Consider the following 17,322-nt stretch of genomic DNA (forward strand, 5'->3'; position numbering starts at 1 on the left):
GGCCTTATTTTTTTTATTACTTTTTAAATAATTTTAACATCTCATTTATCATGAATGGAATAAGTGAAGTTAATATAATTACAATCCAGTCATATAACAAAAGTGGTGTTACTTTAAATAAACTTGCAATCGGATATACAGATATTATTATTACTTGAAGAGTTATTCCTAAAATTATTGAGTAAACTAAATATTTATTAGAAAATAAACCGAGTGAAAAAGCAGATTTTTTATTACTTCTAATAGAAAGTGAAAGGAAAAGTTGAGATATACTTAAAACTAAAAATGTCATTGTTTGAGCATGTAATAAAGAGTCTTTATATAATTTTTCACCTAATTTAAAAGCAAAAAGTGTTATTCCTCCTATTAAAAGTCCATTTATTACTAGCTGGAATTTATCTACTTTTGTAAATATACTTTCTTTTGGATTTCTAGGTGGTTTATCCATTACATTTTCTTTTGTTTCATCAACACCTAAAGCTAAAGCAGGAAAACTATCTGTAATAAGGTTAATCCAAAGTATATGAATAGGCTGAAGTGGAGAATTCCAGTTTAACAAAATGGCGGTAAATAGTGTTATTATTTCTCCTAGGTTACAAGAAAGAAGGAAAACAATAGATTTTTTTATATTTAAATAAATTTTTCTTCCTTCCTCTATAGCAGATACAATAGTTTTAAAATTATCATCAGTTAAAATCATATCTGCAGCGCCTTTTGATACATCAGTTCCTGTTATACCCATGGCAACTCCTATGTCTGCAGCTTTTAATGAAGGTGCATCATTTACTCCATCACCTGTCATAGAAACAATATTTCCATGTGATTTAAATGCCTTAACTATTTTAACTTTGTGTTCTGGTGATACTCTTGCAAAAACTCTATATTTTATTATTTCTTTATTGAAAGTTTCCTGGTTTATTTTATCTATCTCCTTTCCAGTCAAGGATTGAGAAATATCTTCTGCTATTTTAAGTTCATGTGCTATAGCAAAAGCAGTATTTTTATGATCACCTGTAATCATAATAGGAGTTATTCCAGCTCTCTTACAAAGTGTTATAGAATCTTTAACTTCTAACCTAGGAGGGTCTATCATTCCAATCATTCCTATAAATATTAAATCATTTTCAAGTGAGTTTAGTATTATATTATCTTTAGAAATATCTTTGTATGCAAAAGCTAAAACTCTAAGTGCTTTATCAGACATTATATTAGAGTTTTCTAAAATTTTATTTTTATATTCATTAGTAAATTCTAAAAGTTTTCCATCTATTTGTATTTTATTGCATATAGGCAATATAGAATCTAATGCACCTTTAGTAAATACTCTTGTTTTATCATTTATAATATTTACAGTAGTCATTAATTTTCTATGAGAATCAAAAGGAATTTCATCAATTCTTTTATACTTATTTTCTAAATCTTCTTTAAATATGTTTAATTTAAAAGAATATTCTAAAAGTCCTATTTCTGTAGGATCACCAGTTTGATTCTTTTCTGAATATGTTGCATCATTACATAAGGTCATACAGTTTATTAATAGTTTTGATTCTTTTGATTTACTTTGAAAATTTTCATCATTGAAAAAAGAATCATTAACATAAAGGTTTTTTATTGTCATTTTATTTTGAGTAAGGGTTCCAGTTTTATCTGAACATATAATACTTACAGAACCTAAGGTTTCTACGGCAGGTAATTTTCTTATAATAGCATTTTTCTTAACCATTCTTTGAACACCTAAAGCCAAAACAATAGCTACTATAGCAGGCAAACCTTCAGGAATTGCTGCAACTGCCAATGAGATAGAGGTTAAAAGCATTTCTAAAAGATTTCTTCCTTGGAAAAATGAAACTGTAAATATTAATAAACATATACTAATAGCTAAAATGCCGAGAATTTTACCAAGTTCGCTTAATTTTTTTTGAAGAGGAGTAGCTTCATTTTTTTCATTTTCAATCATTTTAGCTATTTTACCTATTTCTGTGTTCATACCTGTTCCAACAACAACCCCAGTACCGCGACCATAGGTTGTTAGAGTTGACATGAAAGCCATATTCTTTCTATCTCCAATAGGTACATCTTTTTTAGGAAGAAATAAAGAATCTTTTTCAGTTGGAATAGATTCTCCTGTAAATGCAGATTCCTCTATTTTTAAGTTAGCAGTTTCTATAAGTCTTAAATCACCAGGAACATATCTTCCTGCATCTAAGATTACAATATCACCTAGAACAACTTCTTCTGATAAAATCTCTTTTAATTCACCATCCCTTTTAACTAAAGCCTTAGGAGTTGATAATTCTTTTAATGCTTCTAAGGCTTTTTCAGCTTTAGATTCTTGAACAATACCTATAATTGCATTTATTAATACTACTAAAAGTATGATTAATGCATCACTTATTTCTCCTAGAGAAGCTGAAATTATTGCAGCTGCTATAAGAATATATATCATTACATCCTTAAGTTGGGAGAAAATTTGATGAATTAAAGATTTCTTTTTCTTAGAGGAAATTTTATTCTTACCATATTTATTAAGTCTATTTAAGGCTTCTTGTGAGGTAAGGCCATTATTTTTGTCAGCACCTAATTCTTTTAATACGTCTTCGTTAGATTTTTTATACCACAAATAAATCACATCCTTTCTCATTATATTAGCTTACAGATTTTTAAGGAAAAAATACGGATATATTAAAATTTATATAAAATATTGTATTTAAATAGGTTATAAAGTAATGATTTAAAATAATATTTTAAATTATTATAAATTTTTTACAAAATGAAAGTATATAATTATGAATCTTAGTAAAATTAATTTATATATTTAAAGTATTAAATAATAAATTAAGTAAGGATTTAAACCTAGTACTTTTAAAGAAATAGAATAAAAGTTTGATTTAGGTATATTTAGGAAACTATTTAAATTGGCTAAAGATATAAAAAAGAAAGGGGTTAATATGAGTAGAAAGTCATCAGATTTAGGAAATGGTAGTATAGGTAAATTACTTTTTAGATTAGCTACTCCAGCTATTGTAGCTCAGTTAGTTAATGTGCTTTATAACATAGTTGATAGAATTTTTATAGGAAGATTGCCAAGTGGAGATATGGCTATGGCTAGTATTGGAGTTGCCTTTCCAATAATAATGATAGTTTCGGCATTTAGTGCATTGATTGGGATGGGAGGTGCACCTCTTGCAGTTATTAAAATGGGTAAAAAGAAAAATCATGAAGCAGAAGAAATTATGACTAACAGTTTTTCCACTCTTATTGGGTTAGCAGTTATTTTAACCTTATTTTTCTTAGGTTTTAAGGAACCTATTTTGTGGGCCTTTGGGGCAAGTGAAGCTACAATTGGCTATGCCTTAGATTATTTAGGAATATATTTGATAGGTACTTTATTTGTTCAAATAGCTTTAGGAATGAATCCTTTTATAAATACTCAGGGCTTTACAAAGGTTGGAATGATCACAGTCATTGTAGGGGCTGTTATAAATATAGTTTTAGATCCAATTTTAATATTTGGATTTAATATGGGAGTTAAGGGAGCTGCTTTAGCAACAATAATTGGACAATTTGTTTCAGCATTATGGGTTATACATTTCTTATTTGGGAAATATAGTACCTTGAGAATAAGAAAAGAATTCTTAGTACCAAAGTTTAATATTATGTTTTCTGTAATAGTACTTGGAATTTCTCCATTTATTATGCAAGTAACTGAGAGTTTGGTAATTATAAATATGAATAATAGTTTGCTTAAATATGGTGGGAATTTAGCTGTAGGTTCAATGACTATAATGAGTAGTCTTATGCAAATTGTATTATTACCACTTGTTGGACTTTCTCAGGGGGCTCAACCTATTATAAGTTATAATTATGGTGCTAAACAAATAAATAGGGTTAAAAAGGCCTTTAAATTACTTTTAATATCTTGTATGGTATTTACAACTACTGTGTGGGTTTTTTTAATGATTAGACCTGAATTGTTTGTAAGAATATTTAATAATAATCAAGAACTTATGAAAATAACATCTTGGAGTATAAAAATATACTTTTCAGGTGCATTGCTTTTAGGAGCTCAAATAGCATGCCAACAGACATTTCTAGCATTAGGACAAGCTAAAATTTCTTTAATATTAGCATTACTAAGAAAAATAGTGCTACTAATACCATTTATATATATACTTCCTTTATTATTATCTTCAGATAAATTAAAGGGAGTTCTTATGGCAGAGCCTTTCGCAGATATAATAGCTTCACTATCTACCATAGTATGTTTTATTGTTTTCTATAAGAAAAGTCTTTCAAAAAAATCAGAGGAAGATATTGTTTTTAGGTAACCAATAATAATTTTCAAAAAATTTAGAATAGACAAATAGTATCATTCTTGATTCTAAGTTATTAGATTAAAATGGTGTAAAATAAAACTTTGTTTTATATCATTTTTAATGTTATAATCATATGAAGATTTATTTAGAAGTTAATTTAAATATAGATAATCTTAAGAATAGACAAGTAGGTGAATAAATGAGTGAAAATAAATTTTTGCCAATTTGCAAAGAGGATATGATAGAAAGAGGTTGGGAACAGTGTGACTTTGTTCTTGTAACAGGAGACGCATATATAGACCACCACAGTTTTGGAGCAGCCATTATATCAAGGATTTTAGAGAACGCTGGATATAAAGTTGGTATAATTGCTCAACCAGATTGGAAAAGTGTAGATGATTTTAAAAAGTTGGGAAGACCAAGAATAGGTTTCTTAGTTAATGGGGGAAATATGGATCCTATGGTTAACCACTACACAGTAAGTAAGAAGTTAAGAAAGAAAGATCTATACACTCCTAAAGGAGAAATGGGTAAGAGACCAGATAGGGCTACAATAGTTTATTGTAATAAAATAAGAGAAGCATATAAAGATGTAAATATTGTAATTGGTGGAATAGAGGCAAGCTTAAGAAGATTTGCTCACTATGATTACTGGGAAAACAAGGTAAGAAAATCAATATTGGTTGATAGTGGAGCAGACCTTTTAATATATGGAATGAGTGAAAAACAAATAGTAGAGGTTGCAGATCTTTTAAATCAAGGATTTGAAGGGAAATACATAAGACATATACCAGGAACTTGTTACATAGCAGATAGTTTAGATGAAATATATGAAGAGCATATAGTTCTTCCTTCATTTAAAGAAGTAGCAGCAGATAAAAGGACTTATGCAGAATGTTTTAGAACTCAATATGAGGAACAAGACCCTATTAGAGGAAGAACTTTAGTTCAAGAACATAATGGAAAATATGTTGTTATAAATAAACCTCAAGTACCTTTATCAAGAGAAGAGTTAGATAAAGTATATGCACTTCCATATCAAAAAACATATCATCCTATATATGAAAAAGATGGTGGTATTGCAGCTATAGAAGAGGTTAAATTTAGTTTGGTAAGTTCAAGAGGATGTTCAGGTAACTGTTCATTCTGTGCTATAACATTCCACCAAGGGAGAATTGTTACTAGTAGAAGTGAGGATTCTATAGTAGAAGAAGCTAAAGATATTACAAAATATAAAGATTTCAAAGGATATATTCATGATATTGGAGGACCAACAGCTAACTTTAGAAAACCTGCATGTAAAAAGCAATTAACATTAGGTGCATGTAAACATAAAAAATGTATGGAACCTGGAATTTGCAAAAACATGGAGGTAGATCACAAAGAATACTTACATTTATTAAGAAGGGTTAGAAAATTACCAGGAATAAAGAAAGTATTTATACGTTCAGGATTAAGATATGATTACATAATGGCTGATAAAGATGATACATTCTTCAAAGAATTAGTTGAACATCATGTAAGTGGTCAGTTAAAGGTTGCACCAGAGCATGTGTCTCCAAATGTTTTAAAATATATGGGTAAACCTGCTGGTAAAACTTACGAAGAATTTAGAAAGAAATTTTTTAGAATAACAGAAAAAATAGGAAAGAAACAATATATAATTCCATACTTAATGTCAAGTCATCCAGGTTGTGAGTTAAAAGATGCAGTTATGCTTGCAGAATATTTGAGAGATATTAATTATCAACCAGAACAAGTACAAGATTTTTATCCAACACCAGGAACAGCATCAACTACAATGTTCTATACAGGATTAGACCCACTTACAATGGAAGAAGTTTATATTCCAAGAAGTAAGGAAGAAAAAGCAATGCAAAGAGCATTACTTCAATTTAGAAATCCTAAGAACTATAATATAGTTTATGATGCCTTAGTTAAAGCTGGAAGAGAAGATTTAATAGGGGACGGTCCTAAATGTTTAATAAGAGATAAAAATAGTAGAGGATATAATAATTACCATAGAAATCATAGTAAAAATGAAAAAAATAATAATAGTAATGTAAGAAGAGATGGAAGAAAATCTTCTCAAGGAAGAGGAAAAGAAGGGGAAGTTTCAAAGAGAAAGAGTTCTCATAGTAAGAAACAAAGAACTGGAAGAAGTTCTTCAAGAGGAAAAAGAAGGTAAGAAAAAGATACTAGGATTTATTCAAATTCTAGTATCTTTTTGTATATTTTTTGTATTATATAAGGAATAAGTTTTTTGTGATAATTGAAAATAAACTCAAAAAATAAGTTTAAGCATTTCTTGAAATAATAAATTTTTTTTGATGATATAATTATTTATTTATGATATAGTTAATAAAGAGTTAACAAAAGATGAATAATAAACCAAAAAAATTATTCGTTTAAAAAAATAATTAATAAATAATAAAGAGGTGGCATTAATTTGTATTATAAAATAGGTATTGATGCAGGTTCTACTACGCTAAAATGTATTGTATTAGATAAGGACGATAATGTTATCTATTCAAATTATGAAAGACATTATTCAAAAGTAAGAGAAAAACTTATAGAAGAACTTGAGAATATAAAAGATCTAATTAAAGATGAGAAATTTAAAATAGCAATAACAGGTTCTGCTGGATATGGAATAGCTACTGAATATAATCTGCCTTTTGTTCAAGAGGTATTTGCAACAACACTTGCTATAAAAAAAGATTATAATGATGTTGATGTAGCCATAGAACTTGGAGGAGAAGATGCTAAAATAATATTCTTAACTGGTGGATTTGAAGAAAGAATGAATTCAAGTTGTGCTGGTGGTACAGGAGCTTTTATAGATCAAATGGCTCATTTAATGGGCTTAACTGTTAATGAGATGGATAATTTAAGTTTAGAACATGAAAATATATATGAAATAGCATCAAGATGTGGAGTTTTTGCAAAAACTGATATACAACCTTTATTAAATCAAGGTGCTAGAAAAGAAGATATATCAGCTAGTGTATTTCAATCAGTAGTCAATCAGACTATTGGAGGGCTTGCACAGGGAAGAAATATAGAAGGTAAGGTAATGTTTTTAGGAGGACCTCTTTATTTCTGCAAAGGACTTAGAGAAAGATTTGTTGAAACATTAAAATTAAGTGATGAAAATGTAGTTTCTCCTAAAAATGCTCAGGTTTTTGTAGCCATAGGAAGTGCTTTATATTCTAAAGAAGAAAATAAAGAATACATATATGATGAACTTTTAAAAATAATAAAACAGAATCATAAAGAAATAAAAACTATGAATACTATTGAACCTTTATTTAATAGTGAAGAGGAGTATGAGGAGTTTTTAAAAAGACATAGTAAGGCTAAGGTTCTTTCAAAACCTATAGAAAACTATACTGGAGAGTCATATATAGGTATAGATGCAGGTAGTACTACAACTAAGGTTGTTTTAATAGATAAAGAAGATAATATTTTATATGAATATTATGGTTCTAACAAAGGAAATCCTGTAGAGGTATTAAAAAAAGAGTTGAAAAAAATATATAAAATATGTGGTGAAAAGATTAAAATAGTTGGTAGTGCTGTTACTGGATATGGAGAAGAGCTTGTAAAAAAAGCCTTTTCTATAGATTATGGAATTGTTGAAACAGTAGCTCATTATATAGCAGCTAGTCATTTTAATCCAAATGTAGACTTTATACTTGATATAGGTGGACAAGATATAAAGTGTTTTAAAATAAAAAATGGAATAGTTGCAAACATAATGCTTAACGAAGCTTGTTCATCTGGATGTGGTTCATTTATAGAGAGTTTTGCAAATCAAATGGGATATGATGTAGAAACTTTTTCTAAGCTTGGTTTGTTTGCTAAAAATGGTGCTGATTTAGGTTCAAGATGTACTGTGTTTATGAATTCATCTGTAAAACAGGCTCAAAAAGAAGGTGCCACAGTTTCAGATCTTTCAGCAGGACTTTCTGTTAGTGTAGTAAAAAATGCTTTGTATAAAGTTATAAGAGCAAGAAGTATAGATGAATTAGGCAATAATATCATTGTTCAAGGAGGAACAATGTATAACGACGCAATATTAAGAGCTTTTGAAAAAGAACTTAATAAAAATGTTATAAGACCTAGTATATCAGGACTTATGGGGGCATATGGATGCGCACTTTATGCTAAAAAGAAAAGTAAAGGAATAAGTAAGATAAAATCTAGTGAGGAATTAGAAAAATTTACTCATAAATCTAAAATAGCTAAGTGTGGATTATGTACTAATAGATGTAATCTTACAATAAATATTTTTAATGAAGGTGAAAGATATATATCAGGAAATAGATGTGAAAGACCAACTGGGAAAAAAGTTTGTGATGAACTTCCTAATATGTATCAATATAAATATAAAAAAATAAGAAGTTATGAATCATTAGAAGGAGGAAAAAGAGGAATAATAGGAATACCTATGGTTTTAAATATGTATGAAAATATTCCTCTTTGGGCTACCTTTTTTAAAGAACTTGGATTTAATGTGGTCTTATCAGATGAATCTAATAAGAAAATTTATCTAAAGGGGCAACATACAATACCTTCAGATACTGTGTGTTATCCTGCTAAATTAGCTCATGGTCATATAGATAATCTCTTAGATAAAGGAATTAAGAATATATTCTATCCTTGTATGAGTTACAATTTTGATGAAGGAATATCTGATAACTGTTTTAATTGTCCAGTAGTTGCATATTATCCTGAACTTTTAAAAACAAATGTTAAAAGACTTCAAGAATCTAATTTTATTATGGATTATTTAAGTTTAAATAATAGAAAATTATTAGCTAAGAATTTATATGAAATTTTAAAAAAATTAAAAGAAGATATAAAATTAAGAGAAGTTAAGAAAGCCTTAGAAATAGCATTTAATGAGTACTATGAATATACTAAGGATTTAAAGGAAAAAGGAAAAGAATTTTTAAAATATGCAAAAGAAAACAATTTAACTTCAATTGTATTAGCTGGTAGACCATATCATGTGGACCTTGAAATAAATCATGGAATAGATAAGCTTTTAACAGGTCTTGGAGTTGTTGTTCTTTCAGAGGATTCTTTAGATATTATAGATGAAAAGCCAGAAATTCATATACTTAATCAATGGACATATCAAGCAAGACTTTATAACGCTGCAGCTTACGTGGCTTCTCATAAAAATATTGAACTTATACAACTAGTATCTTTTGGATGTGGAACAGATGCTATAACATCAGATGAAATTAAAGACATATTAGAGAGAAATAATAAAATATATACTCAGCTTAAGATTGATGAAACAAATAACTTAGGTGCAGCAAAAATAAGAATTAGAAGTTTACTAGAGGCAGTAATACAGAAATAGGTGATAATATGACGAAAAGTGAAAATAATGGATTTGCAGTGTTTACTAAGGAAATGAAAAAAACACATACAATTTTAGCTCCTACAATGCTACCAATACATTTTAAGCTTTTATCAGGAATAATGAAAAAGTATGGATATAAATTAGAATTTTTTAATGGTGACACAAATAGTGCAATTGAAGAAGGATTAAAAAGTGTCCATAATGATATATGCTATCCAGCTATGATTGTAATAGGGCAGCTTATGGAGGCTATAAAAAGTGGGAAATACGATAAAAATAAAATAGCTTTAATAATGAGTCAAACAGGTGGGGGATGCAGAGCGTCAAACTACATCCATCTTCTTAGAAAGGCATTAAAAGAAAATGGATTAGAAAATATTCCTGTAATTTCTTTAAATGCTAGTGGCTTAGAAAAACATGAAGGTTTTAAGATGTATCCTGGACTTTTAATAAAGTGTGTATATGCTCTTTTTTATGGAGATATGTTAATGTGGTTATATAACCAATGCAAATCTTATGAGAAAAATAAAGGAGAAACTGATATTCTTTTAGATAATCAGATAGAATATTTAAAAGAAAAATTTGAGGGAGTATCTTATATTAGAGTTAGAAAAATATATAAAGAAATAGTAGAATCTTTTTTTAAATTAGAGCTAAAAAAAGAAAAGAAAGTTAAAGTTGGAATAGTTGGAGAAATATATCTTAAATATTCACCTCTTGGCAATAATGAATTAGAAAAGTTTTTAAGAGGAGATAATGCAGAGGTTGTTATGTCTGGAGTTACTGATTTCTTTATGTATTGTCTATCAAACTCAGAAATTGATAGAAAGCTCTATGGAATGAAAAAAATGTCTAGTAAGATAACTAAAATAGCAAATTCTTATTTAGAACACTTGCAAAAGTTAATGATAAAGTCAATAAATAGCTATTCTAATTTTAATGCTCCAACTCCTTTTAAAGAACTTAAAAATTCAGTTGAAGAATATATTGGAAGAGGAGTTAAAATGGGAGAAGGATGGCTTATGACAGCTGAAATGCTAGAACTTATAAATAGTGGAGTGAATAATATAGTTTGTGCCCAGCCTTTTGGATGTCTTCCAAATCATATAGTGGGTAAAGGTATGATTAGAGGAATAATGGAAAAACATCCAGAAGCTAATATTGTAGTTGTTGATTATGATCCTTCTTCAACAAAGGTAAATCAAGAAAATAGAATAAAATTAATGCTTGCAAATGCAAAATTAAGTGAATATCTCTCAAATTAATTTGAATAAAAAAGAAGAAGATAGAGTTTAATAATTCTTATCTTCTTCTTTTTATTTGATTTTTTATATTAAAGTGATTTTATGTTCAATATAATCTTAAAAGTATCTTAAATAAGAAAAATACTTTTAGAAATGATTAAATTTAATATTATAATATAGGTAACAAGATGTTAGGAGGCTATTTTTTATGAATATTTTAGTTGCTGAAGATGAACAAGATATAAGAGAACTTTTAGAATTACATCTTTTAAAAGATGGGTATGAAGTTTTTAAAGCAAGAAATGGATTAGAGGCTTTAGAAATATTAAAAAGAGAAAAAATACATTTAGCATTATTAGATGTTATGATGGAGGGTATGGATGGATTTAATTTATTAAAGGAACTTAGAAAGTGGAGTGAAATACCTGTAATATTTTTAACTGCCAAAATAGAAGATGATGATAAAATATTAGGATTAGGCCTTGGGGCTGATGATTATGTAATAAAACCATTTAAACCTGTTGAACTTATGGCTAGGATAAAATCTAATTTAAGAAGATGCTATAAATATTCAGGGGAAGAAGAAAATAAGATAATAAAAATATATGATTTAGAGTTATATAAAGATAGTTGTATAGTTAAAAGAAATGGTGAGGAACTTTCTTTAAATGCAAAAGAATTTAAAATATTAGAAATGCTTATGGGTAATATAGGGAGAGTATTTACTAAGAAACAAATATATGAAAATGTATGGAAGGAATACTATTTAGGAGATGATAATACTATTATGGTACATATAAGTCATTTAAGAGAAAAAATAGAAGAAGATCCAAAAAAACCATTGAAAATTAAAACAATAAGAGGAATTGGATATAGATTTGAGAAAAATAAATAAAGCAAAGGAATTTTAATATGAAAAAAGGAAGATATAAGGTATCTAATATACTTCTTAGAAATTACTTGAAAGTATTTATTCTTATAAGTTTAATAACAGTAATTATAATATCATTTACATTTATTATTGGAATAAGTATTTATGTTAAAAAGGCACCCTTAGAAAAAGAAACCACTTCAATTATGTTAGGGGATATTGAAAATAAAGATTATAATAGTATAAAAGAAAATTATATAACTCAAAATAATGGATGGATAGAGGTTATTGATTCAAATTTAAATGTTGTTAAAGTTTTAGGCAATCCTAAAATAAAGAGAAAAAAATATACATCTGAGGAATTTGGAAAGATACTTGTAAACGAAATAAATGGAAATGATGAAGATGGAGAGCTTATGTCTTTAGGATATAGCGAAAAAGGAAAGTTTTTTGTAATAACAAGAATACCTAAAGATGAGCTTGTAAATATGTTCATAAAGAATCCTAGAATAGGCCTTAAGGGGTTTTCTTATGGTATGATAATTATTTATATATTTTTGTTTATTATAAGTTTAGTTATTTATTCAAGGCTAACATCTAAGACATTTACAAAACCTCTTGATAAGCTTATGAATGGAGTAAGAAAGATAGGATCTGGAGATTACTCAACTAGAATAAAAATAGAGAAAAATAATGAATTTGAAGAACTTGGAGAAGCTTTTAATAATATGGCTTCAAAGATAGAGGAAGAAAGAAAATTAAAAGAAAAGTCAGAAAAACTTAGAAAAGATTTTATTAGAAATATAGCCCATGATTTAAAAACACCATTGTCTAGTGTGGTTGGATATTCAAATATAATAAAAAATACTAAAGATTTAGATAAAAAAACTTTGATTAAGTATGTAGAAATCATTGAAAAAAATGGGGAAAGAGCTAATGAAATGATAATGGAACTTTTTGAATTTTACACTATACAAAGTTCAGGGTTTATCTTAGATAAAAAAAGACATGACTTAAGTGAGTTTTTAAGAAATTTAATAGCTGATTATTTATATTTATTAGAAGAGAAAAATTTTAAGTTTGATTTTGATATATGTGAAGAGGAAATTTTCTTAGATTTTGATTCTAAAAAGTTAGAAAGGGCTTTAGGGAATTTAATAATAAATAGTATTAAGTATAATAAAGAAGAAACTGAGTTTTTAATAAAATTATATAAAGAAAATAATATTGCTAAAATAATTATAAGTGATAATGGAATTGGGTTAAGTGAGGATATTAAAAAAGATATATTTAATCCATTTGTAAGGGGAGAAAAATCAAGAAACTCTAAAAGTGGAGGATCAGGTCTTGGTCTTACAATAACAAAAGAAATAGTTGAAAAACATGGAGGAAGAATATATCTAAGCAATCATCCATTGAATGGATGTAATTTTATAATAGAATTACCAATAAAATAAGGACTAGTTTAAAAAACTAGTCCTTTTAAATTAAGCAGCCTTTCTGACTGATTTTCTACTTTTACTATAATTTTTACGATTTCTTCTTTTCTTATAAGAAAATTTCTTTTTAAAATAACTATAAATTAAATCTGTAATAGTATGAAGTCCAGAACCTAAGAATAAAGCGAGTAATATATTTGAAAACAATATTTTATTCTGAACTAAGAATCTTCCAACTATTTTAAGTAATTCAGGAGTTGAAAGATGTGTTATAGAGAATGAATATAATAGTGATGAAATTGTTATAGGAATTATTGAAACATAAAGTATTCTTATAATAGGACCTAATACAAATCCGTGAGTAAACACACTTCTATGTTCAAAAATCTTTTGATATGGTATCCATATAAACTTAAAATAACCCCATCTTCTAAATTCTCTACTTTTTATATCTAAATCTCCAGAAAACATATAACCACCAAACATATATATAGATACGCCTAATATGGAAAAAGCTAAACTACTTCCTAAATCATTTAATATAAGCATATTTATAAATAAAAATAAAGAGGCTACAAAAGGGGTCATAATAACCGTAATTTTGTCATGTGTTTTTCCTGATGCCATGGTATCACCCCGCTAAAATTTTTTATAATAATAATATAACATATTTTGGAGAAATATCACAGAACTTTATTATATTAATCATATAAAATTTAAATATACAAAGATAATCATAATTAATTTAATTATAGTCACTAAAAAATATTTTGTTAGTTTATTAATAAAATTTTTAAATAATAAAAAATACTCAAAATTTCATGAAAATTATTAAAATATTATTTGAAAAATGGAATGTTTTATGATATATTAATAAAAAATCTTTTTTGGGGAGTAGTTTTTACTAAAGTGAAAATAATTTCATAGATTGGAGGAGTATATTTGAATAAAAATAAATATGGATTATTTACAGCAATAGGAATGATAGTTGGAGTTGTAATAGGTTCTGGAATATTTTTTAAAAGCGATAATATTCTTATAGCAACTGGAGGAAGCATAAGTTTAGGTGTTTTGGTATTTGCTATAGCAGCTATTGGAATAATATTTGGAAGTCTTACAATTTCAGAATTAGCTTCTCGTAATTCAAAAGCTGGTGGAATTATTACTTATGCAGAAGAATCTTATAATAAATCTATAGCATGTTCTTTTGGATGGTTTCACACGCTTTTATATTATCCAACACTTATATCAGTTGTTTCTTGGGTTGTAGGAATATATATATGCATGCTTTTTGGTGTTAAAGGAAATTTGGAAATTCAAGTTTTAATTGGAACTTCTATAACAGGAATTTTATTTATATTTAACATATTATCATCAAGATTAGGAGCATATTTTCAAAATGCTTCAACAATAATAAAGTTAATCCCATTAATTCTTATAGCATTTGTAGGAATAGCCTATGGAGATCCTAAAAGCATAGTTCCATCAGATGTTACTAGTATGCATTCATTAGGATGGTTGTCTGCTATAACACCCATAGCATTCTCATTCGATGGATGGATTGTTGCTACATCAATAGGACATGAAATTAAAGATCCAAAGAAAAATTTACCTAAGGCACTAATTATAGCTCCCTTATTTATTTTAGTTATGTATATAGCATATTTTGTAGGCATAAGTACTTTCATTGGTCCAGAGATGGTTATAAACCTTGGAGATGCTCATGTTGATATGGCAGCTAATAAAATATTAGGGCCTATGGGAGCTAAAATATTTATTGTATTTGTTATAATTTCAATTATGGGAACGGTAAATGGGCTTCTTATGGGGCTTATTAGACTACCTTATTCACTAGCAATTAGAGGAATGTTTCCTAAATCTCATAAAATATCAAAAATTAATAAAGATGGTGAAATACCATTAAATTCAGCTCTTGTAGCTTTGTTTTTAATATTTTTCTGGATTTTAATTAATTATTTAACTCAAAAATATAGTATTCTTCCAAATTCAGATATTTCAGAAATATCAATAACAATAAACTATGTATTATATATTTTTTTATATTTAAAAGTGTTTAATATGGGAAGAAGTGGTGAAGTAAAAGGAGTATGGAGAGGATTTTTAAATCCTATATTAGCTATTTTAGGCTCTTTAATAATACTAATTGGAAGTATGAATAATCCTTTATTCTTATTATATACTAGCTTCTGTTTAGCTTTATTAATATCAGCTATTTTATTTTGGAAGAGTAAAGAAAGAAAATTAAATTTAACATAGTAATAAAGAAATCATGTCTAATATAGATGTGATTTCTTTATTTTTTTATAACTTTAATAAAAAAATTGATGTTTTTCTATTAAAGTTATAAAAAAATAAAAAATTAACTGAATTATAATAAATTATTGTAATAATATGACTTGATTATTTAAAGTTATAAAAAAACATGGTATTATATTATAGTATATATAAATGTACATAAAATTTAATAGTTTAACCAAGGAGGAAAAATATGGGCTCAGAAAATAAGGGTAAATTAACTTTAACAGCGCTTATATTAATGATTTTCACATCAGTATATGGTTTTGCTAATATGCCAAAGGCATTTTACTTAATGGGGTATGGAGCTATTCCATGGTATATAATATCTGCATTAGCATTTTCAATACCTTATGCTTTTATGATGGCTGAATATGGAGCAGCTTTTAGAAAGGAAAAAGGAGGTATATACTCATGGATGGCTAAGTCTGTTGGACCTAAGTATGCATTTATTGTAACTTTCATGTGGTATTCATCAAATCTTATTTGGATGGTAAGTAACTCATCATCAATATGGATTCCTTTTTCAAATGTAATTTATGGACAAGATATGACAAGTACATGGTCTTTATTTGGCTTAACAGTTCCTCAGACTATGGCTGTACTTGGATCAATTCTTGTTATAATAATTACTTATGCAGCCTCTAAAGGATTAGAGAATATAACAAAGGTAACATCAATAGGAGGTACAGTTGTTGCATTGTCTAATATTGTACTTATAGTTGGTGCTATAATTGTTTTTGTAGGTAATGGATTTAAACCAGCGGAACCATTAACACTGCATTCATTTGTACATGCACCAAATCCTTCATATCAATCACCAATAGGTGTTTTAGGATTTTTAGTTTTTGCAGTATTTGCTTATGGTGGATTAGAGGCTATTAGTGGATTAGTTGATGAAACTAAGGACGCTAAGAAAAACTTCCCTAAAGGACTAATGATAGCATCAATAATAATAGCTGTTGGATATGCTGTAGGTATACTTTGTATAGGATTATTTACAAACTGGCAAGCAACATTATCAGGAGATAATGTAAACTTAGCTAACGTAGCATACATAGCTATACAAAATTTAGGAGTTCAACTTGGACATACTTTTGGAATGAGTGTGGAAGCATCACTTACTTTAGGTGCGTGGTTTGCTAGATATATAGGACTTTCAATGATGTTAGCTTTAATGGGAGCATTCTTTACATTAAGTTATGCACCAATAAAGCAGTTAATAGAAGGAACTCCAAAAGAAATATGGCCTAAAAAATGGACAAGACTAAATGAAAATAACATGCCTGTAAATGCTATGTGGATACAATGTATAGTTGTTGTTATATTTATATTAACTGCTTCATTTGGAGGAGAATCTGCAAACAAATTTTTCGGTTACTTAATATTAATGGGTAATGTTGCTATGACAATTCCATATATGTTCTTATCAGGTGCTTTCCCTTCATTCAAAAAGAAAGAAGAGATTGAAAAACCATTTGTTATGTATAAGTCATATAAGGTTTCAGTAATATGGTCTGTAATAGTGACAGCAACAATAGGATTTGCAAACTTCTTCACAATTATAAAACCTGTAATTGATGATAAGGATTATGTAGCTATGGCGTTCCAGATAACTGGACCTATAATATTTGCCATAATAGCATTTGTTCTTTATCATAATTATGAGAAAAAGACAAAAAATAAAAAATAAACTTATAAGAAAAACAACATCTTTAAGATGTTGTTTTTCTTATATATTCTTTATATGGATTCT

At 27.5% G+C, this 17,322-nt stretch carries 10 protein-coding genes; 8 read left to right on the forward strand and 2 right to left on the reverse strand.

The genetic code is table 11. The features are described from left to right. Positions 1-16: 16 nt before the first annotated feature. Positions 17-2,620 (reverse strand): cation-translocating P-type ATPase, encoded by a 2,604-nt coding sequence (locus Q1K13_RS06945; RefSeq protein ID WP_300348785.1) that lies wholly within the window; start codon positions 2,618-2,620, stop codon positions 17-19. Between the two features lie 328 nt (positions 2,621-2,948). On the opposite strand from Q1K13_RS06945, the gene Q1K13_RS06950 reads away from it, so the two are divergent. The 6 genes from Q1K13_RS06950 (at position 2,949) to Q1K13_RS06975 (ending at position 13,268) form a co-directional block, all read left to right on the forward strand. Continuing rightward, the gene (locus tag Q1K13_RS06950; RefSeq protein ID WP_300348787.1) at positions 2,949-4,328 is read left to right on the forward strand and encodes an MATE family efflux transporter; all 1,380 of its coding nucleotides are present in this window, start codon (positions 2,949-2,951) and stop codon (positions 4,326-4,328) included. A gap of 187 nt (positions 4,329-4,515) precedes the next feature. Continuing rightward, positions 4,516-6,504: a YgiQ family radical SAM protein gene (locus Q1K13_RS06955; protein ID WP_300348790.1), complete on the forward strand. Its 1,989-nt coding sequence runs from the start codon at positions 4,516-4,518 to the stop codon at positions 6,502-6,504. A 261-nt stretch (positions 6,505-6,765) separates the two neighbouring features. Further along, a complete protein-coding gene (locus Q1K13_RS06960) occupies positions 6,766-9,693 on the forward strand; it encodes an acyl-CoA dehydratase activase-related protein (RefSeq protein WP_300348791.1) in 2,928 nt (975 codons plus the stop codon). A gap of 8 nt (positions 9,694-9,701) precedes the next feature. Beyond that, positions 9,702-10,961, forward strand: a complete 1,260-nt coding sequence (locus Q1K13_RS06965) for a 2-hydroxyacyl-CoA dehydratase (protein ID WP_300348793.1) — start codon at positions 9,702-9,704, stop codon at positions 10,959-10,961. Between the two features lie 187 nt (positions 10,962-11,148). Further along, the gene (locus Q1K13_RS06970) at positions 11,149-11,835 is read left to right on the forward strand and encodes a response regulator transcription factor (RefSeq protein ID WP_300348794.1); all 687 of its coding nucleotides are present in this window, start codon (positions 11,149-11,151) and stop codon (positions 11,833-11,835) included. 17 nt (positions 11,836-11,852) lie between these two features. Further along, positions 11,853-13,268 (forward strand): HAMP domain-containing sensor histidine kinase, encoded by a 1,416-nt coding sequence (locus tag Q1K13_RS06975; RefSeq protein ID WP_300348796.1) that lies wholly within the window; start codon positions 11,853-11,855, stop codon positions 13,266-13,268. A gap of 30 nt (positions 13,269-13,298) precedes the next feature. Here Q1K13_RS06975 and Q1K13_RS06980 read toward each other — a convergent pair whose 3' ends face one another. Further along, the gene (locus Q1K13_RS06980) at positions 13,299-13,877 is read right to left on the reverse strand and encodes a metal-binding protein (protein ID WP_300348798.1); all 579 of its coding nucleotides are present in this window, start codon (positions 13,875-13,877) and stop codon (positions 13,299-13,301) included. Positions 13,878-14,192: 315 nt separating this feature from the next. On the opposite strand from Q1K13_RS06980, the gene Q1K13_RS06985 reads away from it, so the two are divergent. After that, entirely contained in the window at positions 14,193-15,527 is a 1,335-nt protein-coding gene (locus Q1K13_RS06985) for an APC family permease (protein WP_300348800.1), read from the forward strand. 232 nt (positions 15,528-15,759) lie between these two features. After that, a complete protein-coding gene (yjeM, locus tag Q1K13_RS06990; RefSeq protein WP_300348803.1) occupies positions 15,760-17,259 on the forward strand; it encodes a glutamate/gamma-aminobutyrate family transporter YjeM in 1,500 nt (499 codons plus the stop codon). The last annotated feature ends 63 nt before the right edge of the window (positions 17,260-17,322 follow it).

It is taken from the genome of Clostridium sp., from assembly GCF_029267215.1.
GTDB lineage: Bacteria > Bacillota > Clostridia > Clostridiales > Clostridiaceae > Sarcina.